Below are 23192 nucleotides of genomic sequence, written 5' to 3'. Positions count from 1 at the left end.
GCGGCACCGCGAGATCAGGTTTTGGTCCGCCGAGCGTGGTTCCGGATGAAGCCGAAGATCAATGTGCCGACGAAGAGCACAATTCCGATGAAGGCGTGATTATTGCTGGGAATCTGCGGTGGCGGGCGTGCTCAGATGCTCATGGACGAAGGCCAGTTGGATGCGCATCTGCGCGATCCGGTCGGTGTCCACATGGGTGCCGTGCCCGAGATTGTCCACGCTGGTCGAGACGTGACCGCCCGCGGTGCGCAGCGCCTGGACGTATCCCTCGATCTGGCCGATCGGCCCGCGGGTGTCGTTGCGGGAGGCCACGATCAGCACCGGCGCGCGCACCTGGTCCACGTACGTGATCGGGGAGGCCTTGCGGTAGGCCTGCGGCACTTGCTCCGGCGTCCCGCCGAACATGGACCGGTCCCACGCCTGGCGCGCCGCGGACTCGCTGCGGTAAGCCTCGACGGTGTCGGCCACCGGCGCCACGGCGATGGCGGCCGCCCATCGTTCGGGCTGGGTGCCCAGACCCAGCAGGGTCAGGTACCCGCCCCAGCCCTTGCCGGACAGCACCGACCTTCCCGGGTCCAGCACGCCGTCATCGATCAGTGTCTGGTGCACGGCAGCCACGTCGGCGAGTTCGGCGAACCCGGCGTCGGCGCCCAGCCCCTCGCGCCAGGTGTTGCCGTATCCGGTGGAGCCGCGGAAGTTCACGTTGAGCACGGCCAGGCCGTGATCGACCCACGCCGCGGCCTCCGCGTCGAAGGCGTCGGTGTCGTGAGCGTGCGGGCCCCCGTGCAGGCGCACGACCACCGGGTGGGGTTCGCTGACCCCGGGCGGGCGGCGCAGCAGCGCGTGCACGGCCCCGCCCGGTCCCTCCGCCCAGACGTCGGTCACCGGGACCGACGACGGCGCCCGGGTGCCCACGTGCAGAAGTTCGGCACCGGTGCTGGTCGCCGTGACCGCCGGGGGCTCGGCCGCTGAGGACCAGTGTGCCCAGGCGTCCTCGTCCGGGCGTGGCGTGGCGGCGGTGACCGTGCCCGACCCGGGCCCGACGGCGTGGGTGCGGCCGTCGGAGAGCCGGTAACGGTACAGCAGGGTGCGGGCACGGTGGTCCACACTCACCAGGAGCGAGCGGGCGTCGGGGGCCCACGAGGCGCCCGCCACGTCGCCCGGCAGGCCCAGGTCCACCGGTCGCTGCAGCGAATTGACCACATCCCAGATGAGCAGCGCCGGGCTGCCGGTGCGCTCGTGGCGGACCAGGAGCCGGTGGTCCCCGGCAACCGGCGCGAACGATTGCGCCCACAGGCCCAGGCCCGCACCGTCGTCGAGGTCGGCCACCACGGTGCCGGTGTCCCCGCGCACCACCCTGATCGCCGGGTGCAGGGCGTCCCCCCGTTCGGAGTGGCTGATCGCCACCAGGTTCCCGTCCCGGCTCAGTGCGGCCACCCGGGCGTCCTGGGCGTGGGCGTACAGCGGCACCGGCGCCGTGGCCCCGTAACCGGCTGCGCCCACCAGCACCTGGTGGACCTGGGTGCCGTATCGCGGATCGGAGCGTCCCACGATCGCGGTGCCGTCGGCGCCCAGCACGAGCCCGGCGTCGTAGGCGGGGGCGAGGTCGATGGCGCTCTCGTGGCGATGCAGGGTGGAGCCGAAGGAGTAGCGGGGCGGGGTCGAGCCGAAGGGTTGGCGCCGCCATGTGCCGAACTCGTTGCCGTCGGTGTCGTCGAACCACCAGATCCACTGCCCGGTGGGGTCGATCGTGGCGCGGGTGGTGCCGCCGGGACGGTCGGTGGCCCGGACCAGCCGCCCGGTGTCGGACTCGAAGGAGTGCACCTGCAATGCGCCCCCGGAACTGGCGATCAGTACCGCCCGCTCCGGGGCCAGGGAGGCCCACTCGGGCAGGAAGACGCGCCCGGCCCGGAAGCGCTGCTCCCAGCGCGGGGGCGGGTACAGGCCGGCGGGATCAGGTGTGCGGATCGGAATCCGCCGGATCGATCGCCCGGGGTCCGGCTTCCTCGCGGTCCCGGAGCTGGCGGCGCGCACGCACCACCAGGGCCAGCACCATGCCGATACCAGCCAGGGCGAAGATCAACCCCCAGGGGAGCAGCGGCTGGGCTTCGGTCTCGGCGACCTCATCTGCGGGGTTCTGGGCATCCGCGCCGGCAGCATCGGCGCCGGCAGCCTCATCCCCGGTGTCGGTGTCACCCGCGCCCTCGCTGGTTCGGGCCTCGTCGTCCTCGGTGGCATCCTGCGCCGCGTCGCCGGCATCGGGCTCGCTCCCGGCTTCGGGGCCGGTGGCCTCGGCAGCGGTGAAGGTGAACGCCCCGGAGACCGGGTGCCCATCGGCGGAGACCACCCGCCACTGCGCGGTGTACTCCCCGGCCGGCCGGTCCTCGGTGAGGTCGTGGGTCAGCGTCGGGCCGTTGATGCGCGGGTCACCGTCCTGGACCTCGCTTCCGTCGGCGTCGGTGATGAGTACCTCGGCTCCGATCTGCTCGAGGGGCTCGTTGAAGGTCAGCACGATCTCATCGGGCGCCTCGTTCAGTTCGGCGCCGTCGGCAGGGTCTGACCCGATCAGTTCGGCATGGGCGTGGGCCGGGCTCGACCAGACCAGGGCGGCGGCCAGGACGAGGGCTCCGACGACCGCGATGCCGAGGCCGCGGACCAGGCGCACCCACCCGTGTGCAGAGACAGGGTGCGGTGGATGGGCGGGCGCGAGGACGAAGGCACTACTCATGCCGCCCAGCCTAGTTCGGCCCGGGCGGCCCTGCCCCGGTCCCGCGCGGTGGGCAGGCCCCGCCGCCGGGGCGCTGCGGGGGCGCCTCAGCGCGCGACTCGGCGCGGGAAGAACCAGGCGGTCAGTGCGACCGCCACCGCGATGACGCCCACGCTCCAGGCCAGGGCCACGAGCGCCTCAGAGCCCACCGAGCCGCCGGCCAGCGCCGTGCGGATGGTCTCGATGACCGGGGTCACCGGTTGGTGGGTGGCGAAGGGCTGCATCCAAGCCGGCATCGTCTCGATCGGCGCGAAGGCGCTGGAGGCATAGGGCAGGAACAGCAGGATGAACCCGTACCCGCTCGCCGCCTGGGGGGACTCGGCAATCAGCCCGAGCATGGCGAACAGCGCGGTGATAGCCAGGATCCAGAGCGCCACGCTGCCGGTGGCGACGACCCAGCCGAGGATGCCCGCTCCGGGGCGGAAGCCCACCGCCACCGCGACCACGACCACGAGCGCGGTGCTGACGAGGTTCCGTGCCAGTGAGGCCAGGGTGTGGCCGGCCAGCACGGTGGCGCTGGGGATCGGCATGGTACGCAGCCGGTTCATGGTGCCGGTGGTCATGTCCTGGCTCACCGAGACCCCGGTTCCGGCGGCGCCGAACCCCGCACAGGTCAGGATGATGCCGGGCACCACGTAGGTGAGGTAATCGGTGCGTGCTCCTGCGCCGACGTCCATCGCACCGCCGAAGACGAAGGTGAACAGCAGCAGCATCATCACCGGCAGGATCACCGCCATCAGCAGGGACTCCACGTCCCGCATGCTGTGGCGCATGCTGCGCCCCACGAAGATGCTGGAGGCGCGCAGGACGCCGGAGCCGGTGGTCAGGGGAAACGTGGTCATCGCTGTGCTCCTTGGAGTCGGGTGGGGGTATCGCCCGCCGTGTGGGGGCCTGCCGGGACCGGATCGGCTGGCGTCGGGTCGGAGGCGTCGGGGTCGGCCGGGTCCGTCTCGACACCCGGTGCGGGTGCCGGCCGGGTGCCGGTCAGGTGCAGGAACGCCTCGTCCATCGTGGGGCGGCGTAGGGACACCCTGGCCTCGGGCTGGCTCCTGGCCAGATCGGCCAGGACGTGGGCGACGTGGCCGGCCGAGCCGTCGGTGGGGAACTCGCTGGTCAGGTGCCCCTCGTCGTCGCGCAGTTGCAGAACCGTGCCACCCACTCCGGACTTCAGTTCCTCCGGGGTTCCCTGGGCCACGATCGTGCCCCGGTCCAGCACCGAGATCCGCTCGGCGAGCACGTCGGCCTCCTCCAGGTATTGCGTGGTGAGGAACACGGTGGTCCCCGCCTCGGCGAGGGCGCGGATCTGATCCCACAGACCCTGCCGGCTGCGCGTGTCCAGGCCGGTTGTGGGTTCGTCCAGGAACAGCACCGCCGGGGCGCAGATCATGCTGATGGCCAGGTCGAGACGACGCCGCATCCCTCCGGAGTAGGTGCTCACCGGCTTACTCGCCGCCTCGGTCAGGTCGAACTGGCGCAGCAGATCGGCTCCGCGGGCGCGTGCGGCTGCGCGGGGCAGACCCATGAGCCTGCCCATCATCACCATGTTCTCGGTGCCGGAGAGGAGTTCGTCCACGGCGGCGAACTGACCGGTCAGGCTGATCATGCGCTGCACCGTCCGCCGGTCCCGGGGCAGGACCCGGCCCAGGATGCGGACGTCGCCGGCGTCGGGCGGGACGAGGGTGGACAGGATGTTGATCAACGTGGTCTTGCCGGCACCGTTGGGGCCGAGCAGGGCGTGGATGCGCTCGTCGACCCGCAGGTCCAGACCGTCCAGGACGGTGTGGGTGCCGTAGGCCTTGCGCAGTCCGGTGACATCGATGGCCGGTGCGGATGACGTTACTTGCGTCTGCATTGCGTGTGACATACACAGAGTATGACACATGCAGTGGATGACGTACACAGTCAGTTTCGGAGCCGGGCTCACGGGCACCGCCGGCACGTGCCACCATTGGGCGATCGGACCCAGCGCAGTGAGGTGGCATGAAGGACACGACCGAGCACGGCATCCCGCGAGTGGTGGCCATCGCCTGGGGGATGCTCGAGGCGCCCCAGCGCGGGCCGAGTCGCGCGCTGAGCCATGAGCGGATTGTGAGCGCGGCGATCGAGATCGCCGATACCGACGGACTGGCTGCGGTGACGATGCAGCGGGTGGCGCAGTCGCTGGGGTTCACCACGATGTCGCTGTACCGGTACGTCTCCAGCAAGGACGAACTGCTGACGCTCATGCAGGATGCCGCCGTGCAACTGCCCAAGTCCGGCACGTGGCCGCCCGCGGAGGGCTGGCAGGAGGGCCTGCGGCAGTGGGCCGCACACCTGCGCGACATCTACCGGGCCCGGCCCTGGCTGCTGGAGATCCCGCGTAACGCGATCGCGTTGCTGATGCCCAACTCGATGGAGGTCGCCGACCGGGCGCTCGCGGTGCTGTCGACGGTGCGGATCACGATGGAGCAGAAGATCGCCGTGGTGCTGAACCTCAGCCTGATGGTGGCTGGGTTCGTCCGGCTGGAGCAGGAACTGACCTCGGCAGAAGATCTCACCCTGGATGCCGAGGGCCTGGCCCTGCTCAGCGAAGTCATCACCGATGAGCGCCTGCCCACCCTGGGCCCGATGACCCGGGCAGGGGAGTACGTCGCCAGACCCGACTCGGGGGAGTCGCAGGACGTCGACGTGGAGTACTCCATGGGCCTGGACTGGATGATCGCCGGCATCGAGCGCTTGGACGCCGCCGCCACCGAGTAGGCCCCGGCCCGCACCGCCCCATCGGTACGGGTGTAGGCTGGGCACATGCGTTGTGCGACCCAGTATTGGTTTAGCGTGTCGGCCCCGGCCGGCGCGTTGACGAACTGACGCGCAACCGGAGCCGACACAAGGCGTGGACCCCCAGGGTCCGCGCCTTTCGCCATTCATGAGGCGGTCGCTCCGGTCAGGGCAGTCCGCCCGAACCGAGAGGACCCCCATGCTCACTGCTGAACGCACCAACGACCTGCGGGTGCGCAGTATGCAGGCACTGCCCACACCGGCGCAGGTGCTCACCGAGTTGCCGCTGCCCGCCGCGGGCGCCGACCTGGTCGCCCGCTCGCGCAGAGCAGCCCAGCGCATCCTGGACGGTTCCGATGACCGCTTGCTCGTCGTCGTCGGTCCCTGCTCGGTGCACGACCCCGCCGCCGCACTGGACTACGCGCGCCGGTTGACGGTGCTGACCGAGGAGTTCGATGAGGACCTGCACGTGGTGATGCGGGTGTACTTCGAAAAGCCCCGTACCACCACGGGGTGGAAGGGCCTGATCAACGATCCCGGGATGGACGGCAGTTACGACATCCCGCGCGGGTTGCGGCTGGCCCGACAGGTGCTGCTGGACGTGCTGGCCACCGGTGTGGGTGTGGCGTGTGAGTTCCTGGAGACCACCTCACCGCAGTACATCGCCGATACGGTCAGTTACGGCGCGATCGGGGCCCGCACCGTGGAGTCCCAGTTGCACCGCCAACTCGCCTCGGGGCTGTCGATGCCGATCGGCTTCAAGAACTCCTCCGACGGCGACGTGCAGGTGGCCATCGACGGCGCCGTGGCCGCGGGTGCCGAGCAGACCTTCCTGGGCGTGGACGCCGGCGGGCGCAGCGCCGTGGTGCGCACCACCGGCAACGCCGACGCGCACGTGATCCTGCGGGGTGGGCGCCGCGGCCCCAACTACGCCCCGCCGGCCCTGACCGATGCCCTGGACCTGCTGGAGCGGGGTGGGCGCCGTCGGCGGCTGGTGGTGGACGCCTCGCACGGCAACTCGGGCAAGGACCACGTGCGCCAGGCCCAGGTGGCCGGGGAGATCGCCGCACAGGTGGCCACGGGCCAGGACGGCATCGCCGGGGTGATGCTGGAGAGCTTCCTGGTGGCGGGGCGCCAGCAGCCGGCGCCGACCGGGTTGGTGTACGGACAGTCCGTCACCGATGCGTGCATGTCCTGGGAGACCACCGAGCAGGTGCTGGAGCAGTTGGCCGCGGCCGTCCGGGCCCGCCGGGTGGGTGCGCCCGCGACGGCGCCGGGTGAGGCACTGGTCGCCGGCTGACGGCCTCGCCGGCCGGCCGCCTCACCGCCCGGGTCCGCGCGGGCCTCCGCGGGCCTCAGCGGGCCTCCGCGGGCCTCAGCGGGCCAGCAGCGGTCCGTCGTCGGGGTGGTCGAGGAACGCGCGGGCGTCGGCGAGCCGCTCGATGGTGGACTCGGCCAGCGGCTCGGGCAGGTCCTGGGGTCGGAACCAGCCCACGGCCTCGGACTCGTCGTCGCCCACGCGGGCGGTGCCGGAGATGTAGTCGGCCACGAAGTTCAGGTTCAGGTACTGGGCGATGTCGCCGTTGCCGTGGGTGATCACCGGGGTAGCGCGGATCGAGGCCAGGGCACGCACCCGGGCGACCACGCCGGTCTCCTCGGTGATCTCCCGTTCGAGGGCCGGCACCGGTTCCTCCCCGGGCTCGGGGATGCCGGAGATGACCGCCCACAACCCGTTGTCGGAGCGTTTGCCGAGCAGGATCGACCCGTCCTCGCGCAGGACGACCGCGCTGAGTCCGGGCAGCCACAGCAGGTCGTGACCGATCCGGGTGCGCAGGGTGCGGATGAACTCCGGGATGGGCATGCTGGTGAGCCTGCCATGATGGCCGGCGGCCGCGGCGCAGGATCGCCGCCAAGGGCCTCGATGGCGAGCTTGGCCGTCGAGGGCGAGCCTGGCCGTCGAGGGCGAGCCTGCTGGCACTCGCCCTCGACTGTCACGCTCGCCCTCGGCTCCCGGTGACCGGGCCGGCGCAAAGGCATTGCAGGGTGATGAACCAGCCCATAGCCGTGGGCGGCTCAGGCGATGAGGGCGTCGATCTCGGCGGGGGAGAGGACGTGGTCGATCGCCATCGCGCTGGCTCCGAGCACGCCGGCGTTCTCCCGCCCCTTGGAGAGCACGATCTGCAGGTCCTGGGTGGCCAGCGGCAGTGAGCGCCGGTAGACCACCTCGCGGATCCCCGCGACCAGCTGCTCCCCGGCCTCGGCGAGGATCCCCCCGATCACCACGATCGAGGGGTTCAGCAGGCTCACCGCGGCGGCCAGTACGGAGCCGATCTCCCGTCCCGCCTGGTGCACCGCCCGGGCGGCGGCGCGGTCGCCGGAGCGCACCAGGGCGACCACGTCGGAACTGGTGCGGGCGGCCCGCCCCTCCCGCGCCAGTGTCTCGGCGATGGCAGCACCCCCGGCGATCGCCTCCAGGCAGCCGAGGTTGCCGCACCGGCACGGCACCCGTGCGCCACTGGGCACCGCCACGTGCCCGATGTCCCCGGCCGAGCCCTGGGCCCCGCGGTGCAGCACTCCCTCGGAGATGATGCCCGCCCCGATCCCGGTACCGAGTTTGACGAAGAGCATGTCGGCCACGCCCGGCCACCAGGTGCGGTGCTCACCCAGGGCCATGATGTTCACGTCGTTGTCCACCAGCACCGTGGTGCCCAGTCCGGCAGCCAGGATCGCCGGGACGTCGGTGTCGTCCCAGCCCGGCATGATCGGTGGGTTGATCGGGCGCCCGGTGGAGTGCTCCACCGGGCCGGGCAGCCCCACACCGACCGCCACCAGGTCGGTCAGGGTGCGGCCGGCGCCGGCCACCAGGTCCCGCCCGGCCGCCACCACATGGGCCAGGACCGATTCGGGTCCGTCGGCGATCGGCTGGGTGGCGTAGGTCTGGGCGAGCACGTTGGCGGCGAGGTCGGTCAGGGCGAGGCGGGCGTGCGTGGCGCCGAGGTCCACCGCGAGCAGCACGCGGACGTCCGGCTGGAAGGCGAAGGTCGTGGGCGGACGTCCGCCGGTCGAACTTGCTTCACCGGCCGGGGCGATCAGACCGGCGGCCAGCAGGGAGTCGACCCGGGCGGCGATGGTGGAGCGGGACTGTCCGGTGATGCGGACCAACTCCCCGCGCGTGCGGGCAGCCCCGTCGCGGAACAACTGGAACAACTCACCCGCACCCGTGGTCCGGGTGGCCAGTCGCACCGGTTGGCTCATGGTCTCAGTGAATCACGAAGCACGAGGGCCCTGACCTGCACATGGTGCAGATCAGGGCCCTCCATCGTCGGGGTGGCGGGATTTGAACCCACGACCTCCTCGTCCCGAACGAGGCGCGCTACCAAGCTGCGCCACACCCCGAGCCCGGTCAGGATAGCCGAGGTGGGCACCCGAGGTGAAATCGGCTCCGGGTGGGACTTATCACCCCGCCGGGGACGGCGATCCGGCTCGCGGGACGAGAGTCAGCAGGGTGGCCTCGGGACGGCACGCCAGCCGCACCGGGGTGAACGGCGAGGTGCCCAGACCGGCGCTGACGTGCAGCCAGATCGAGCCGGCACCTTGGTCCTGCTGGTCACCCGGCCAGGCGTGCAGACCCTTGGCCATGGCCGGCGGCAGGTCGCAGTTGGTCACCAGCGCCCCGTACCCGGGAACGCACACCTGCCCGCCGTGGGTATGCCCGGCCAGGACCATGTCCGTCCCGTCGGCGCGCATGGCTCGGAGTACCCGGGCGTAGGGGGCGTGGGTGACGCCCAGCCGCAGCACCGCGCGGGCGTGCTCGGGCTCACCGGCTGCGGTCGACGGCGTGGGGTCGGCCGGGGTGAAGGCGGTCGACGGCGTGGGGTCGGCCGGGGTGAAGGCGGTCGACGGCGTGGGGTCGGCCGGGGTGAAGGCGGTCGACGGCGTGGGGTCCGGGGGCGGCAGTTCGTCTCGGTGCAGGTGTGGGTCGTCCACACCTACCAGGGCCACATCCAGGTCCCCGAGCCTGAGCCGGTCGCGCCTGTTGGTCAGATCCGACCAGCCGTGCGCCCGCAGCGCGGCGCCGAGTTCCTCCCCGGGCAGGCGCGGAGCGGAGGGAGGCGTGCCCGCACGGCGGGGCCGCAGGTACCGCAGCGGGTTCTTCGGCACCGGGGCGTAGTAGTCGTTGGAGCCCATCACGAAGGCGCCGGGGGCACCCAGGAGGGGCCCGAGGGCCTCCAGCACCGCCGGCAGCGCGCGGGCGTGGGCCATGTTGTCCCCGGTGTTGATGACCAGGTCAGGACGCAGACCCGCGAGCGCGCGCACCCACGCGATCCGGCGCCGATCCCCGGGCAGCAGATGCAGGTCGGAGATGTGCAACAGCCGCACCGGGTCCGAGCCGACAGGCAGTACCGGCACCTGCACCCGGCGCAGCGCATACCAGTGCGCCTCGATCAGCGACCACGCCAGCACACCGGAACCGGCGCTCACCAGCGCCGCGGCCGCGGTACCCAGGCGCCGGCCCGGGCGGGCAGTTCGCCCGAGCGCCGTCCCGGCCGCCGTGGTGCTCAGTCTCCGCCCCTGCCGCCACCGCGGTTGCCGCGCTCACCAGGGTCGGATTCGTCCCGGTTGTTGCCCCTGTCGGAACCGCTGTTGCCCGGGCCGGAGGCGTCGGCGTTCCCGCCCCCTTGGGAGCGAGCGTCGTTGTCACCGCCGCCGGAGTCACCACCGCCGGAGTCCTCATCGCCGGAGTCGTCGTCGCTATTGTTCGAGGCCCTCTGGCTCGGGCGCAGGGTGATGGTCGAACCGGGCTGCACCTGGGTTCCCGAGATCGGTTCGGTGGCACCGACGTCGCCGTCGGCGGCCCAACTGTTGCTCACCGGATCGCCCACGTTCACCCGGAAGCCCTCGGACTCCAGGTAACGCGTCGCGCCGTCGATACCCCAGCCGACCACGTTCGGCACCGGGACCCGGTCACCGTGGATGTAACGTTCCTCGGCCTCGGGGAAGTCCTCGACGGACATGCCGTCCACAGCCTGGGCCATGTAACGCTGCCAGATCGGTACCGGCAGCACGCTGGAATACACCCGCGGATAGTACTGGCCGTTGATCGTGGTGCCGATCATCGGCGTCGGCTCCTCGGAGTGACCCACCCACACCGCGGTGGCGAGTTGGGGCACGTAGCCGACGAACCAGGCGGCGGTGTTGTCGTTGGCGGTCCCGGTCTTGCCGGCGACGGACCGTCCCGGCAGCGCGGCGGCCGAGCCGGTGCCCTGGGACTGGCTGACCACCTGCTGCAGGGAGTGGTTCAAACCGTTCACCACGTCGGCGTCCAGGCGCTCCTCACACCCCGCCTCGGGAACGGTGAACTCCTCGCCATCGGCGTCGGTGACGGAGGTGATCGCCACCGGCTGGCAGTAGGTGCCGCCGGAGGCGAAGGTCGCGAAGGAGGCCGCCATGGTCAGCGGGGCGATCTCATTCGCGCCGAGCACCATCGAGGGGGACAACCGCAGCGGCCGGCCGGATACCGGGTCGGTGCCGGTGCCCACGTGCACACCGGTGGCCCGGGCGATCTCGTCGACGCCGCACACGTCCATCTGGTTGGCCATGTCCACGAACGCGGTGTTCACCGAGCGGGTGGTGGCCTCCTGCACGGTCATCATCCCGGTGCCGATGCCCTCGATGTTGCGGGGTTCGTAGTCGTCGGCCACGTCCGGGGCGCAACTGAAGTTCCACGACTCGCGCGGGAACTCCTGGCCCTGGGAGCCGTCCACGCGGTCGGCCAGGGTGTTGCCCTGGCGCAGCCACTCGGCCAGCACGTACACCTTGAAGGTCGAGCCGGTCTGGAACCCGCCGCCGCCGCCGAAGGCGCGGTCGACGTTGAAGTTCACCTCGGTGTTACGGGTGGCATCCTCCTCCGGCCTGCCGTAGTCGGTGTTCTGGGCCATCGCCTTGATCTCACCGGTCCCGGGCTCCACGGTGGAGATCGCCGTGGAGACCCCGGAGGGATCGTCGGCAGGGATGGCCTCCATCGCGGTCTGGTGCGCCTGCTCCTGCATGTCCAGGTCGATCGTGGTGTGGATCTCCAGGCCCCCGCGCAGGAGCAACTGGCGCCGTTCGGCCTCGGTCTCCCCGAACGCGGGGTCATTGGTGATGATGCTGGTGACGAAGTCACAGAAGTAGGCCGCATGGCCCGCGGCGCCGCACCCGGTGGGGGTGGGGGTGATGTCGAGCATGTCCTCCACGTTGGTGGCGAGGGCCTCGTCGTACTCCTCCTGGGTGATGAAGTCTTCCTCGAACATGCGGCTGAGCACACGGTCCCGCCGCACCTGGGAGTTCTCCGGGTGGGCCTGTGGGTTCCACCGGGCGGGGGACTGGGTGACGCCGGCCAGCAGCGCGGACTCGACGATGTTCAGGTCCGCGGCGCTCTTGTTGAAGAAGTACCGGGCAGCGACCTCCACCCCGTACTGGGAGGGTCCGAACTGAGCGATATTGAGGTAGCCCTCGAGGATCTCGTCCTTCGTGCGCACCCGCTCCAGCGCGATGGCCAGCTTGGCCTCCCGCAACTTGCGCCCCAGGGTGGCCGCGCGGGCGGCCTCGACGGCCTCGGGGTCGTTGGCGATCTGCCCGGCCTCGATCAGCACGTTCTTGACGTACTGCTGGGTCAGGGTGGAACCGCCCTGGACGGTGTTGCTGGTCAGGTTCGTCACCGCCGCCCGCATCAGACCCTCGGGGTCCACACCGCCGTGTTCGTAGAAGCGGTGGTCCTCGATGGCGATCACCGCGTCCGCCATGTGCGGAGAGATCTCCTCCAGCGGCACCACAATGCGGTTCTGGGCGTAGTAGGTGGTCAGGAGCGTGCCGTCCGCGGAATACATCCGGGACTGCTCGGAGACCCGTTCGCTGCCCAGGTCCTCGGGGAGTTCGTCGAAGAGCTCGGTGGAGGCGTTGGCGGTGGCCCCGACAGCGGCGACCATCGGCATCACCAGCCCTGCGGTGAGCACACCTCCGGTTGCCGCCACCAGCACGAATGCCAGGAAAAGCGACAGCAACTGAGCGGGATTCACCGCCCGCGAACTACGGGAAGGAGGCGTGGCCATCCCACTAGCCTACGATGCGCACGCCCATGTGAGCCGTCGGCGGGGCCGGATCGCCCATTGCGTGCCACACATCCGGATAAGGTTCACGATTCCTTCACGGCGCTCCGCCATGGCGGGAGGTGGTTCGATGCGCCCGCCCGGGCGCCTCCCCGTGGGGCCCACGAGCGCACCGGAGAGCCTTAGCGCAGGCCCCCGATGGCCTGCCCGGGCGAGGGCGGCCAGAGGTCCGGTTTGGCAAACCATGCCGCCGTACCTTATGTTCTCAAGAACAGGTAAAGTGCGAAGCGGTATAGGGGCCGCTTTCATCCCTCAACGTGGAGGCTTTTGCGATGAGTGTGGATATCGATCAGAGTTGGACGGCCCGTGCGGCCTGCGCCAAGGAAGCGCCGGATGATTTGTTCGTCCAGGGCGCCGCGCAGCGCTCGGCACGAGAGATCTGTTTCTCATGCACGGTCCGCACCGAGTGTCTGGCGGATGCGCTGGACAATCGAATCCAGTTCGGGGTCTGGGGCGGGATGACCGAGCGGGAACGCCGCGCACTGCTGCGCCGCAGTCCCGAGGTGGGGTCTTGGTCGGAGTTGCTGGAGGGGCTCGATGGCAACGACCTCGACGTGCTGCTCGGACAGCGCTGGGGACTTGGCCGGAACCGGCGCAACGTAGCGCGGGCCGCCGGCAGTTAGTGCGCCTGACCGTTCGTCGGTGGGCGGGGCGGGTCCGAGCGAGCCCGGTGCGCGCGCTGCCGTAGGATCGGCCCATGGCTACTTGGGAGTACGCAACGATTCCGTTGATCATCCACAACACCAAGGCGATCCTGGACCAGTGGGGTGCCGACGGCTGGGAACTCGTACAGGTCGTGCCCGGTCCGGAAGGGACCAACAACCTGGTTGCCTACCTGAAGCGGGAGAAGAGCGAATGAGCGTGTCGGCGCGCCTGGCTGAACTGGGCATCGAACTGCCGGAGGTGGTCGCGCCGCTGGCCGCCTACACTCCGGCGATCCGCCATGGCGACCTGGTGTTCACCTCCGGGCAGCTCCCCGTTGTCGGTGGCGAACTGCAGGCCGCCGGCAAGGTAGGGGGGGAGATCAGCCCCGAGTACGGCTATGACCTCGCCCGGCTGTGCGCCCTGAACGGGGTCGCGGCGGCCGCCCACATCGCCGGTGACGTGGATCAGCTCAGTGGCGTGGTCAAGGTGGTCGGATTCGTCAACTCAGCCCCGGACTTCAGCGGCCAGCCCGGCGTCATCAACGGTGCCTCGGAGGCGTTGCAGGAGATCTTCGGCGACGCCGGTGTGCACGCCCGCTCCGCCGTCGGTGTGGCGGCGTTGCCGCTGGGAGCCCCGGTCGAGGTGGAGTTCGTCTTCTCCCTCTCCTGAGCGTCCCTCGCCAGAGCGTCCGGGTGCTGGTTAGCGGGCGCGGCGGCGGAGCCGCTCGATGTCGATGAGGGTGACGCTGCGTCCGTGTAGTTGCAACCAGCCGCGGGAGGAGAACTCCGCCAGCGCCTTGTTCACCGTCTCCCGGGTGGCGCCGACCAGTTGGGCCAGTTCCTCCTGGGTCAGGTCGTGGGTCACGCGCACCCCGTGATCGGTCTGCTGGCCGAACCGGCGGCCCAGGTCCAGCAACGCCCGGGCCACCCGGCCGGGAACGTCGGAGAAGATCAGCGAGGAGACCGTGTTGTTCGTGCGCCGCAACCGCTGGGCCAGGGAACGCAGCAGGTGCTGGGAGATCTCGGGGCGTTCATCGAGCACACGCAGCAACTCGGTGTGGCTCAGTTCGGCCAGCTCGGTGGTGGCCAGCGCCGTGGCGGTCGCGGTGCGCGCGCCCGGATCGTAGAGCGAGACCTCACCCAGGATCTCCCCGGGACCAAGGATGGCCAGCAGGTGCTCACGGCCATCCGGCGCGGTGTGCCCGAGTTTGACCTTGCCCGAGGCCACGATGAACAGCCGGTCGCCCGGGGAGCCCTCGTGGAAGATCTCCTCCCCGCGCCGGAAGGTCAGGTCGGTCATCTTGGCCCGCACCGCGGCGAAGCTTTCGTCGTTCAGCTCGGCGAAGAGCGGCGCTGCGCGCACCACGGCCTCGTTCATCGAAGGATCCCTTTCATCGTGTGCACCGTCTGTGAGGTATTCCACAGTGTGTCATGAGATGGCGCTCGCGCAGGTCAGGACGGCGCGCCGCGTCCTCAGTCGTCCCGGTGAACACGATCCAGCCAAGCGGTGAGCGCCGCCGTGGTCCGCTCCGGTGCTTCCTCGGGCAGGAAGTGTCCGGCGTCGGCGATCACCACTCGCCGGTAACCGGAAGCGGCCAGGTCCCGGTCCCGGTCCGCGGCCTCCACCGGCAGGAATCGGTCCGCTCCGCCGTGGATGGCCAGCACCGGCACCCGGACCGCGGCGGAGACCGCGCGCCGGAAGGCGCGTCCGTCGCTGCGGGGAGTGGAGCGCACCAGCCACCGCACCTGCTCCATCGCGGAATGGGCGGAGAAGGACAGCCGCATCGAGTCGGCGTAGATCCGCGCCTGCCCGCAGCGCCACCCCGGGGCCGACCAGTCCTCGAGAACCCGATAGGCCATGGTTCCGTGGGTCAGGGCGCGTTCGGGGAACCACGGCGCCTGCACGCGCGCCAGCCACCGGATCGTGCGCAACGGAGCCGTCCGGGCGGTGACCGCAGCCAGTCGCGCCGGGTGCGGCGCCGCCAGCGGCGCGACCGCGCGCACCACCCCGGGTGTCAGCGAGGGCATGGACCAGGCGACCTGCCCGCCCAGGCCATGACCGACGACGACGGCGCGCGCCGCGCCGAGGGAGCGGATCACCGCGGCCACGTCGGCGGCCAGGACCGGCAGGTCGTACCGCCCCGGTGGCTTGTCCGAGGCGCCGTACCCGCGCAGGTCCAGGGCGGACACCCGGTAACCCCGCTCACCCAGGGCGACGAGCTGGTGGCGCCAGGCGAACCAGTTCTGCGGAAAGCCGTGCAGCAGCACCACCAGCGGGGTGGTGCCATCATCCGGCCCGGTCAGGGCGGCGTGGATGCGGGTGCCGTTGGCCGGGATCATCCGGTGCTGCCACGGCCCTTCGCGCAGAACCAGATTGGGGTCGTTCACGCTGATCAGGCTAGTGCCGGCGGGCGGGACCGGTGGCACCGCCCGCCGGCGCGCGCAGAACGCGCCGCGGTCAACTCGAGGCTGTCGGTGCGTTCATCCCCTGGGTGATCAGGTCCATCACCGAGGAGTCAGCCAGGGTGGTGACGTCCCCGACCGGGCGCTTCTCGGCCACGTCGCGCAGCAGCCGGCGCATGATCTTGCCCGATCGGGTCTTGGGGAGCTCGGCCACCACCAGGATCGAACGGGGCTTGGCGATCGCACCGATCTCCCGGGCGACGTGGTTGCGCAGGACCGAGACGACATCGTCGCCCTCACCCACCTCATCGGCTCGTTCGACGGCCTCACCGCGCAGGATCACGAACGCCACCACCGCTTGCCCGGTGGTGTCGTCCGAGGCCCCCACCACGGCCGCCTCGGCGACCCACTCGTGGGAGACCAGGGCGGACTCGATCTCGGTGGTGGACAGGCGGTGCCCGGATACGTTCATCACGTCGTCCACGCGTCCGAGCACCCAGATGTCGCCGTCGTCGTCGTACTTGGCGCCGTCCCCGGCGAAGTAGGTGCCCTCGAAGCGGGACCAGTAGGTGTCGCGGAAGCGCTGCTCGTCACCCCAGATGCCGCGCAGCATCGCCGGCCACGGCTCGGTGATGACCAGGTAGCCACCACCGCCTGGGGCCACGTGTGTGCCGGCGTCGTCCCAGACCTGGGCCTGCACGCCGGGGATGGCGACCTGGGCCGAGCCGGGGGTGAGGGTGGTGACACCGGGCAGCGGGGAGATCATGATCGCCCCGGTCTCGGTCTGCCACCAGGTGTCCACCACCGGGGTGCGGTCGCCACCGATCACGCGCCGGTACCACATCCACGCCTCGGGGTTGATCGGCTCACCCACGCTGCCCAGGATGCGCAGGGAGGACAGGTCGTACTCGGCCGGGATGGACTCGCCCCACTTCATGAAGGTGCGGATCGCGGTGGGTGCGGTGTAGAGGATCGACACCTTGTACTTGGCCACGATCTCCCACCAGCGGCCCCGGTGCGGGGTGTCCGGGGTGCCTTCGTACAGCACCTGCGTGGCGCCGTTGACCAGCGGGCCGTAGGTAACGTAGGAGTGACCGGTGACCCAGCCGACGTCGGCGGTGCACCAGTACACGTCCGTCTGCGGCTTGAGGTCGAACACGTGGTGGTGGGTGAAGGCGGTCTGGGTCAGGTACCCACCGGTGGTGTGCAGGATCCCCTTGGGCTTACCGGTGGTTCCGGAGGTGTACAGGATGAACAGCGGGTGCTCGGCGTCCACCGGCACCGGTGCGTGCTCGGTGGAGGCCCGGGCGACCTGCTCGTGCCACCAGAGGTCCCGGCCGTCGGTCCAGTCCACGTCCTGCTCGGTGCGGCGCACCACCAGCACGTTGGTGACGGAGGATCCCCCAGAGACCAGCGCTTCGTCCACAGCGGGTTTGAGGGCGGAGGGCTTGCCCCGGCGGAAGCCGCCGTCGGCGGTGATGACCACCTTGGCCTCGGCGTCCTCGATCCGGGTGCGCAGGGCATCGGCGCTGAACCCCCCGAAGACCACCGAGTGGGGCGCCCCGATCCGCGCACAGGCCAGCATCGCGATGACGGCCTCGGGGATCATCGGCAGGTAGATCACCACCCGGTCCCCGGTTCGCACCCCCAGGTCTCCCAGCACGTTCGCCACGCGGGAGACCTCATCCTTGAGCTGGGCGTAGGTCAGCGTGGCGGAGTCCCCGGGTTCACCCTCGAAGTAGATCGCCACCCGGTCACCCAGGCCGTTCTCCACGTGCCGGTCCACCGCGTTGTACGTGGCGTTCAGGCGCCCGTCGGCGAACCAGCGTGCCGTCGGTGCATCGGAGAAGTCCAGATCCTGGGTGAACGGGGTGTCCCAGGTCAGCAGCGAGCGCGCCTGCTCCGCCCAGAACCCGGGCATGTCGGCGTTCGCCTGCTCGTAGAGCTCCGGTGAGGAGTTGGAACTGGCGGCCAGTGCCTCATCGGGTGGGAACGCGCGCTTCTCCTGCAGCAGGTTCTCCAGTGCGGGTGACGAGTTGGTTGAGTCGTTCATCAATCCTCCAGGCAGCCTCAATGGTGCAGATCCATCCATACCCTAAGACGATCGGACGGCTCCGCGGTACCTGGGACCCTGGATCGGCGGCGACGGAAGCGATCCGGTGGCTCAGAGTGCCTCGACAGCCGCGCGGCGACGTTCCTCGCGCCTGCCCTGTCGGCGCGCGCCGTGGGAGATCACCCCGGCGAGGATCAGCACGACGCCGTAGGCCAGGATCCGCCCGGTGTTGCCGTCGGTGAGCAGGTGGTCGTAGACGTTCTGCCCGAACTGGCCCAGCCGGGTGAAGATGTCGGAGTACTCGGCCAGGAAGTCCTCGACCATCTGGGGGATCGCCAGGAACGCACCGCCGATCAGGGTCGCGATGCTGCCCATGATGATCGGGCCCACCGAGGACCACCGGGCACCGATCAGCACGACCGCCAGCAGGAGGAGCCCACCGGCGATCTCCACCAGGGCGCCGAAGTGGATGGCATCGGGCGCCACCTCGCGTGCGTTGGTCCAGCGCTCCCCACCGTCGGCGATCAGGTACCAGGCCGGCGGTGTGAACACCAGCGTGATCAGCACGACCCACCAGTGCGCCTGGGCGCGCGAGCGCGGCGGATCGTCCCAGTCCTGGAACGGGTCCTCCTCGTTGATCTCGGTCCGGGAGTGGCGCGCGTCGTCGGTGGCCGCGGGGGCCCGGCCGGTCCGCGCGGGCGCGGTGGCGCCCGGGGCGGGAAGGGCGGTGGTGCGCACCTCGCCCTCGGCCGGTTCCTTGTCGGCGTCACGGGAGCGCCCGAAGCGACCGAACCGGCGCTCGCGCTCTTCGCGCAGGGCGGCGTCGTCGTCGCGGGTCGCGGACGCGGCCGGTACGGCCATCGTGGCCTCGTCCTCGGTTGAGCGGCCGGTGTAGTCGCCGTTCCCGCTTCCTGCGTCACCGGTCGAGTGGGCACCCGGGTCGGCCTCGGCGTCGGTGGCGGACCGATCGACGTCAGGACGCTCGGACGAGGAACTCATGGCCGTCGTGGGTTCGGCGTCGCCCGGTTCGCTCCAGGAGTTCCCGGTGCTGCCGGTGCCCTCGGCAGGGGCGGGGCCGGGCAGCGGCCCGGGGGAGACTTCCTCGCCCGCCGCGGCGCCGGGTGCCTCATCGGAGGTGACGGGCTCGGCGTCATCACCTTGGTCGCGTGCCTCGTCATGGCGCGGGTCAGTGCTCACAATGCCTCCAGGTTGATCCGGATGCGTTCACCGTAGCGATCCGATGCCGGCCGCGCCCCCCGGGCGCGCCGGAGGTGTCCAATCCGCCCTACGCACAACGACGACGCCCGGGCGGGGCGCCGTCGTCGCCTTCATCGTGCCGGTGAGGTATCAAGCGTGCTCATCTCGTATGGGTCGCTACGGGACTTGCCCGTTCGCCCGGTCCTATGCGTGGACTGATCGCGCGTGGGTTCTCACTGCCCGATGGAGTTGTCCTTCCTTTGTACCCCGTTATCGGCCCGAGCGCGAGTGGTTCGGCGGATCTATCCGCGTCCTGGTCTCATCTTGTGGGCACTGCGCTGGACACCGCCGGCGAACTGCGGGTGCGCGAGAGGGGTGCTCCGATGCGGCGCTTGTCCACAGCGACTGTGCTTCGGGGGCGGCGTCCACAGCGTGCCCCGGCGGCCGTGCTGCGGGAGGGCGTGGTCGGCACGCTGAGAGGGCCCGAAGGGCGTTGGCCGAGCAGGGAGGCGGAGCGGGATGGATCGGGACCACGACCGGCAGGAGAGCGACCCCGACGCACCGCCGGTGGCGCTGCGGTCGGCTGATCCGGCGCTGATCGAACAGGTCCGGGCGATCGGGGAGTTGCTGCAGGTGGCGATCCTCATCTGTCCGCCCGGTGCGCCCGCGCCCCGTGCCCGGCTGCTGTTGGAGGACGCCACACAAGCGGTTCCGTCCCACCCGTCCTGGGGTGCCTCCGTGCTCCCGGTGATGGCCGGGGATGGGGAGGCCCCCGATCGTGGTGGCCGGTCCGGGGGAGGGCCCGACGGCGGTAGTCGGCACGGGATCCTGCGGCTGCCCCGGCAGGGGGAGGAGCTGCTGCGGCGGATCCGTGCCGCTGCCCGGATTCGGCAGGCCGTGGTGGTGGGGGTGGTGGGTGCGCGGGGTGGTGTGGGTGCCTCCAGCCTGGCCGCGGTACTGGCTCGGGCCGCAGCCGCCGACCGGGCCCGCACCGCCCTGGTCGACCTGGATGCCGTGGGCGCCGGAGTGGACCTGCTGCTCGGTATCGAGGATGAGCCAGGCGTGCGTTGGGCCGACCTGACAGCCCCGGAGGGGGACTATGACAGCCAGCAGTTGACCGCCGCCCTGCCGACCTGGCATTCGGTCCGGGTGTTGTCGGCGGACTGGCGCGGGGGAGTGCCGGCCCCCACCGGCGATGCGGTGCTGCAGGCCCTGTGGGGGGACCTGGATGTGATGGTGCTGGACATCGCCCGCCACGACGGCTGGCACCGCTGGTCCCGGATGTGCGATGCCGTGGTGCTGCTGGCCGGTTGCGACGTGATCTCGGCGGCCGGGGTGCAAAGCACCCGGAGGGCGCTGGGGGCCGGTGCGGTGCACCTGGTGGTGCGCGGGCCCTCCCCGGGCGGCCTGACCGCTGCCGAGATCGCGCAAGCCTGCGATGTGCCCCTGGCGGCACAGATGCGCCCGGAACGGGCACTTGCCGCCGGCCTGGAACGAGGAGTCGCGCCGGGTGATCACGGCAACGGGCCGCTGATGCGGACCGGACGTGCGCTGGCCGTCGCCCTCGACCTGACCGGCCGGAGACGCGCCGCATGACTGCGGGGGCGCTGCCCGAGCCGGTGCCCGTGGGGCACGCGGACGACTCGGAAGCCCGGTCCTCGCTGGCGCGAATCCGCACGCACCTGGCTGCCGCCGGAACCGGCGCACAGTCGGTGACCACGGCCGTGCGGTCGGTGCCGGGGTTGCGCTCGGACCACCAGCGCTGGCACCTGGCCAGATCGGCTCACCAGGACGTGGCCGGCGCAGGGGTGTTGCAGCCGCTCCTGGATGATCCGGAGGTAACCGACGTCCTGGTCAACGGTCCCGGTCAGGTCTGGCTGGACCGGGGTGCCGGACTGCGGCCGGTGGACGTGCCGGGGCTGGGACCGGTGCGCGCGCTGGCCACCCGGCTGGCGGGTGCGGCGGGGCAGCGCCTCGATGACGCCGCACCGGTGGCCGAGGGCAGGTTGCCGGACGGCACCCGGCTCCACGCGGTGCTGGCGCCGCTGGCCACCGTCGATGCGGTGATCTCGCTGCGCAGCATGCGGCGCCGGGCCCTGTCCCTGGCCGAACTACGCGAGCAGGGGTTCGTCGATGGCATCGGCGCGCAGATCCTGGACCAGTTGGTGCAGGTGCGGGCCAACGTCATGGTCTCCGGGGCCACCGGCGCCGGCAAGACCACCCTGCTGGCGGCGATGCTGTCCCTGGTGCCGGGCACCGAGCGGATCCTGTGCATCGAGGAGGCTGCCGAACTGATGCCCGATCATCCGCACGTGGTGCACCTGCAGGTGCGACGCTCGAACGTGCAGGGCGCCGGCGGGGTGGGACTGGACCAGTTGGTCCGTACCGCGATGCGGATGCGGCCGGACCGGCTGGTGCTGGGGGAGTGCCGGGGTGCGGAGGTCCGGGAGGTGCTCGGCGCGTTGAATACCGGCCACGACGGCGGCTGGGCGACCGTGCACGCCAACGCCGCCGGTGACGTGCCGGCCCGGCTGGTGGCGCTGGGTTCCCTGGCCGGTCTGGATCCGGCAGCGGTAGCGGTGCAGGCGGCCAGCGCCCTGGATGCGATCGTGCACCTGCGCCGTGACGGCAGGCGCCGTTACCTCGACCAGATCGCGGTGATGACCCTGGACTCCGCGGGCGCCATGACCTGTCCGGTGGCGATGTCGGCCGGCTCCGACGGGGCGTTCAGCCCGGGCCCCGCCTGGCCCGCGCTCGCCGCGCGCTTGGATGCCGGACCGCGATGAGCCCGGTCTGGGCGACGCTGACCGCCGGCGCACTACCCCTGCTGCTGGTGGTGGCGGCGGCGGCCTGGACCCTGCCGGGGCGGCCGGTGGGCCGCACCGTCCGCGCCGCAGGCATGTGCGCGCGGGGTGGCCGGAGCGCCCTGGAGGGTGAGGGTCTGGACCCCGATCGCGATGGCGATCACACCCGCGGCACCGGCCGAACGCGCGGGATTGCCCGATCTGGCGGTGCCGGCCGAGCGCAGGGGTGGCGGCAGCGACTGGCGCACCGGCGCCGGCGGCCACCACCGGTGGATCTGGGTGCAGTGCTGACCGAGGTCGCTGCCCGCATCAGTGCCGGGGCCGCGCCCGGGCGGGCCTGGCAACTGGCGCTACCGGGCCGCGTGACGATGGGGCGAGCGGGCATGGCCGACGACGGCGTGCCGGCGGCGCTGGGGGCGTTGCGGCCGGTTCCGGCGCACCCGGGCCGGCCCATCGTGTTCGGGCGGCGCCGGGCCGGCAAGGACCACGTGGCACTGATCCATCAGATCGCCGGGGCGGAGGTGGCGTGCCGGATGGCGCACACGGTGGGGGCTCCGCTGGCCCGGGTGCTCCAGGCCAGCGCGGACGGTGTGGTCGAGGCGGGCCGTGCCCGGGCAGCACGACGCACGGCGCTCGCGGCCCCGCGTGCTACCGCCCGGCTGCTGGGTTGGTTGCCCCTGGCCGGGCTGGTGCTGGGCAGCGCGTGGGGTGCCTCTCCGGCCCAGGTCCTCTTCGACGGCGGTTGGGGCAGCGCCTGCCTGGTACTGGGAGTCCTGCTGATGGCGGCGGGTCACCTCTGGTCGGCCCGACTGGTGCGTGCTGCGGAACGGGTCGGGTCGTGATGAGCCCGTGGTGGGTTCCGGTGCTGCTGGTGCTGGCGGCAGCGCCGTGGGCGCTGCGACGGCCAGCACCGGCGCCCTCCACCGGCAGTGCGGGAGGTGCGGACGGACGCCCGACGGCGGAGGACGCCCGGGTGGACGCCGCTGTTCTGGCGGACATCCTGGGCGCGGCGATCCAGGCCGGTGCCTCGATCCCGGCTTCCCTGGCGGCGCTGGGCCGGGCGGTGCCGGGCGAGCAGGGGCAGGAACTGCAGCAGGTGGCCGCGACCCTTCGCCTGGGTGGGGACTGGCCGGCGGCGTGGGCGCGGGCAGGCCAGGACCTGCAGACATTGAACCGGGCACTGCAGCCGTCCTGGACCGACGGCGTGGCGCCCGGCGGCCTGTTGCGGCACGCCGCGGCGCAGATCCGAAGGCGCCGGGCGGAGGAGGCGCGGGAGGCCGCGGCCCGCCTGGGTGTGCGTCTGGTCCTGCCGATGGGCCTGTGCTGGCTGCCTGCGTTCGTGCTCCTGGGGTTGGCCCCGGTGCTGTTGTCCACCGGTGGTTCGCTCTGGCCCTGAGCCCGGTGGTTCGCCCGGACCCT

21 protein-coding genes and 1 tRNA gene are annotated in these 23192 nt (G+C 71.5%); 9 read left to right on the top strand and 13 right to left on the bottom strand.

Features of this window, described 5'->3' with window-relative positions; genetic code table 11:
- Positions 1 to 99 precede the first annotated feature (99 nt).
- From ACO0LV_RS04995 to ACO0LV_RS04980, 4 genes are all read right to left on the bottom strand, one after another.
- Positions 100 to 2034, bottom strand: a complete 1935-nt coding sequence (locus ACO0LV_RS04995; protein WP_424786772.1) for an alpha/beta hydrolase family protein — start codon at positions 2032 to 2034, stop codon at positions 100 to 102.
- On the bottom strand, positions 1955 to 2728 hold the full coding sequence (locus ACO0LV_RS04990) for a copper resistance CopC family protein (protein WP_424786771.1): 774 nt from the start codon (positions 2726 to 2728) through the stop codon (positions 1955 to 1957). Before ACO0LV_RS04990 ends, ACO0LV_RS04995 begins: the two co-directional genes overlap by 80 nt.
- Positions 2729 to 2814: 86 nt before the next feature.
- Positions 2815 to 3609, bottom strand: coding sequence for an ABC transporter permease (locus ACO0LV_RS04985; protein WP_424786770.1), 795 nt, complete (start codon positions 3607 to 3609; stop codon positions 2815 to 2817).
- Entirely contained in the window at positions 3606 to 4631 is a 1026-nt protein-coding gene (locus tag ACO0LV_RS04980; RefSeq protein WP_424786769.1) for an ATP-binding cassette domain-containing protein, read from the bottom strand. The genes ACO0LV_RS04985 and ACO0LV_RS04980 overlap by 4 nt, the downstream gene beginning before the upstream one ends.
- Positions 4632 to 4747: 116 nt before the next feature.
- Between ACO0LV_RS04980 and ACO0LV_RS04975 the strand changes: the two genes are divergently transcribed.
- Both ACO0LV_RS04975 and ACO0LV_RS04970 read left to right on the top strand, forming a co-directional pair.
- On the top strand, positions 4748 to 5506 hold the full coding sequence (locus tag ACO0LV_RS04975; protein ID WP_424786768.1) for a TetR/AcrR family transcriptional regulator: 759 nt from the start codon (positions 4748 to 4750) through the stop codon (positions 5504 to 5506).
- 217 nt (positions 5507 to 5723) lie between these two features.
- Complete coding sequence (locus tag ACO0LV_RS04970; protein WP_424786767.1) at positions 5724 to 6824, top strand: 3-deoxy-7-phosphoheptulonate synthase; 1101 nt, start codon at positions 5724 to 5726, stop codon at positions 6822 to 6824.
- 75 nt (positions 6825 to 6899) lie between these two features.
- On the opposite strand, the gene ACO0LV_RS04965 is transcribed toward ACO0LV_RS04970, so the two are convergent.
- The 5 genes from ACO0LV_RS04965 to ACO0LV_RS04945 all read right to left on the bottom strand — a co-directional run bounded on the left by ACO0LV_RS04965 (position 6900) and on the right by ACO0LV_RS04945 (position 12615).
- Positions 6900 to 7385: an NUDIX hydrolase gene (locus tag ACO0LV_RS04965; protein WP_424786766.1), complete on the bottom strand. Its 486-nt coding sequence runs from the start codon at positions 7383 to 7385 to the stop codon at positions 6900 to 6902.
- Positions 7386 to 7597: 212 nt separating this feature from the next.
- Entirely contained in the window at positions 7598 to 8779 is a 1182-nt protein-coding gene (locus tag ACO0LV_RS04960) for an ROK family protein (protein WP_424786765.1), read from the bottom strand.
- Between the two features lie 67 nt (positions 8780 to 8846).
- A tRNA-Pro gene (locus ACO0LV_RS04955) sits at positions 8847 to 8920 on the bottom strand.
- A 60-nt stretch (positions 8921 to 8980) separates the two neighbouring features.
- Entirely contained in the window at positions 8981 to 10006 is a 1026-nt protein-coding gene (locus ACO0LV_RS04950) for a metallophosphoesterase (RefSeq protein WP_424786764.1), read from the bottom strand.
- A 77-nt stretch (positions 10007 to 10083) separates the two neighbouring features.
- Complete coding sequence (locus ACO0LV_RS04945; protein ID WP_424786763.1) at positions 10084 to 12615, bottom strand: transglycosylase domain-containing protein; 2532 nt, start codon at positions 12613 to 12615, stop codon at positions 10084 to 10086.
- Positions 12616 to 12944: 329 nt separating this feature from the next.
- Between ACO0LV_RS04945 and ACO0LV_RS04940 the strand changes: the two genes are divergently transcribed.
- The 3 genes from ACO0LV_RS04940 to ACO0LV_RS04930 all read left to right on the top strand — a co-directional run bounded on the left by ACO0LV_RS04940 (position 12945) and on the right by ACO0LV_RS04930 (position 13986).
- Positions 12945 to 13295 (top strand): WhiB family transcriptional regulator, encoded by a 351-nt coding sequence (locus ACO0LV_RS04940; protein ID WP_424786762.1) that lies wholly within the window; start codon positions 12945 to 12947, stop codon positions 13293 to 13295.
- 74 nt (positions 13296 to 13369) lie between these two features.
- Positions 13370 to 13531: a DUF4177 domain-containing protein gene (locus ACO0LV_RS04935; protein WP_424786761.1), complete on the top strand. Its 162-nt coding sequence runs from the start codon at positions 13370 to 13372 to the stop codon at positions 13529 to 13531.
- Positions 13528 to 13986 carry a RidA family protein gene (locus ACO0LV_RS04930; protein ID WP_424786760.1) on the top strand — a complete coding sequence of 153 codons (459 nt, stop codon included), beginning with the start codon at positions 13528 to 13530 and terminating at the stop codon, positions 13984 to 13986. Before ACO0LV_RS04935 ends, ACO0LV_RS04930 begins: the two co-directional genes overlap by 4 nt.
- A 30-nt stretch (positions 13987 to 14016) precedes the next feature.
- Here ACO0LV_RS04930 and ACO0LV_RS04925 read toward each other — a convergent pair whose 3' ends face one another.
- From ACO0LV_RS04925 to ACO0LV_RS04910, 4 genes are all read right to left on the bottom strand, one after another.
- Positions 14017 to 14694, bottom strand: coding sequence for a Crp/Fnr family transcriptional regulator (locus ACO0LV_RS04925; protein ID WP_424786759.1), 678 nt, complete (start codon positions 14692 to 14694; stop codon positions 14017 to 14019).
- Between the two features lie 95 nt (positions 14695 to 14789).
- Positions 14790 to 15704, bottom strand: a complete 915-nt coding sequence (locus tag ACO0LV_RS04920) for an alpha/beta fold hydrolase (RefSeq protein WP_424786758.1) — start codon at positions 15702 to 15704, stop codon at positions 14790 to 14792.
- A 70-nt stretch (positions 15705 to 15774) separates the two neighbouring features.
- Complete coding sequence (gene acs / locus ACO0LV_RS04915; RefSeq protein ID WP_424786757.1) at positions 15775 to 17772, bottom strand: acetate--CoA ligase; 1998 nt, start codon at positions 17770 to 17772, stop codon at positions 15775 to 15777.
- A gap of 111 nt (positions 17773 to 17883) precedes the next feature.
- A complete protein-coding gene (locus tag ACO0LV_RS04910; RefSeq protein WP_424786756.1) occupies positions 17884 to 18969 on the bottom strand; it encodes a hypothetical protein in 1086 nt (361 codons plus the stop codon).
- A gap of 519 nt (positions 18970 to 19488) precedes the next feature.
- Between ACO0LV_RS04910 and ssd the strand changes: the two genes are divergently transcribed.
- Genes ssd through ACO0LV_RS04890 form a run of 4 tightly spaced genes read left to right on the top strand, consistent with a single transcriptional unit; the run spans position 19489 to position 23169 of the window.
- Positions 19489 to 20565, top strand: a complete 1077-nt coding sequence (gene ssd / locus ACO0LV_RS04905; protein WP_424786755.1) for a septum site-determining protein Ssd — start codon at positions 19489 to 19491, stop codon at positions 20563 to 20565.
- On the top strand, positions 20562 to 21755 hold the full coding sequence (locus tag ACO0LV_RS04900; protein ID WP_424786754.1) for a TadA family conjugal transfer-associated ATPase: 1194 nt from the start codon (positions 20562 to 20564) through the stop codon (positions 21753 to 21755). The genes ssd and ACO0LV_RS04900 overlap by 4 nt, the downstream gene beginning before the upstream one ends.
- A complete protein-coding gene (locus ACO0LV_RS04895) occupies positions 21752 to 22615 on the top strand; it encodes a hypothetical protein (protein WP_424786753.1) in 864 nt (287 codons plus the stop codon). Before ACO0LV_RS04900 ends, ACO0LV_RS04895 begins: the two co-directional genes overlap by 4 nt.
- Positions 22615 to 23169, top strand: a complete 555-nt coding sequence (locus tag ACO0LV_RS04890; protein ID WP_424786752.1) for a type II secretion system F family protein — start codon at positions 22615 to 22617, stop codon at positions 23167 to 23169. The genes ACO0LV_RS04895 and ACO0LV_RS04890 overlap by 1 nt, the downstream gene beginning before the upstream one ends.
- Positions 23170 to 23192: the final 23 nt, after the last annotated feature.

Source organism: Pseudactinotalea sp. Z1739 (assembly GCF_049725055.1).
Classification (GTDB): domain Bacteria; phylum Actinomycetota; class Actinomycetes; order Actinomycetales; family Beutenbergiaceae; genus CALKWS01.
Note: the sequence above shows the minus strand (reverse complement) of the source record. Positions and strands in the feature narration are given on the sequence as shown.

Bases quoted from the DNA above. Each gene is read 5' to 3' on its own strand.
- ACO0LV_RS04965 (WP_424786766.1), bottom strand. From the start codon at position 7,385: ATGCCCATCCCGGAGTTCATCCGCACCCTGCGCACCCGGATCGGTCAC.
- ssd (WP_424786755.1), top strand. From the start codon at position 19,489: ATGGATCGGGACCACGACCGGCAGGAGAGCGACCCCGACGCACCGCCG.
- ACO0LV_RS04895 (WP_424786753.1), top strand. From the start codon at position 21,752: ATGAGCCCGGTCTGGGCGACGCTGACCGCCGGCGCACTACCCCTGCTG.
- ACO0LV_RS04985 (WP_424786770.1), bottom strand. From the start codon at position 3,609: ATGACCACGTTTCCCCTGACCACCGGCTCCGGCGTCCTGCGCGCCTCC.
- ACO0LV_RS04935 (WP_424786761.1), top strand. From the start codon at position 13,370: ATGGCTACTTGGGAGTACGCAACGATTCCGTTGATCATCCACAACACC.
- ACO0LV_RS04945 (WP_424786763.1), bottom strand. From the start codon at position 12,615: ATGGCCACGCCTCCTTCCCGTAGTTCGCGGGCGGTGAATCCCGCTCAG.
- ACO0LV_RS04960 (WP_424786765.1), bottom strand. From the start codon at position 8,779: ATGAGCCAACCGGTGCGACTGGCCACCCGGACCACGGGTGCGGGTGAG.
- ACO0LV_RS04970 (WP_424786767.1), top strand. From the start codon at position 5,724: ATGCTCACTGCTGAACGCACCAACGACCTGCGGGTGCGCAGTATGCAG.
- ACO0LV_RS04925 (WP_424786759.1), bottom strand. From the start codon at position 14,694: ATGAACGAGGCCGTGGTGCGCGCAGCGCCGCTCTTCGCCGAGCTGAAC.
- ACO0LV_RS04900 (WP_424786754.1), top strand. From the start codon at position 20,562: ATGACTGCGGGGGCGCTGCCCGAGCCGGTGCCCGTGGGGCACGCGGAC.
- ACO0LV_RS04890 (WP_424786752.1), top strand. From the start codon at position 22,615: ATGAGCCCGTGGTGGGTTCCGGTGCTGCTGGTGCTGGCGGCAGCGCCG.
- ACO0LV_RS04975 (WP_424786768.1), top strand. From the start codon at position 4,748: ATGAAGGACACGACCGAGCACGGCATCCCGCGAGTGGTGGCCATCGCC.
- acs (WP_424786757.1), bottom strand. From the start codon at position 17,772: ATGAACGACTCAACCAACTCGTCACCCGCACTGGAGAACCTGCTGCAG.
- ACO0LV_RS04980 (WP_424786769.1), bottom strand. From the start codon at position 4,631: ATGTCACACGCAATGCAGACGCAAGTAACGTCATCCGCACCGGCCATC.
- ACO0LV_RS04930 (WP_424786760.1), top strand. From the start codon at position 13,528: ATGAGCGTGTCGGCGCGCCTGGCTGAACTGGGCATCGAACTGCCGGAG.
- ACO0LV_RS04940 (WP_424786762.1), top strand. From the start codon at position 12,945: ATGAGTGTGGATATCGATCAGAGTTGGACGGCCCGTGCGGCCTGCGCC.
- ACO0LV_RS04990 (WP_424786771.1), bottom strand. From the start codon at position 2,728: ATGAGTAGTGCCTTCGTCCTCGCGCCCGCCCATCCACCGCACCCTGTC.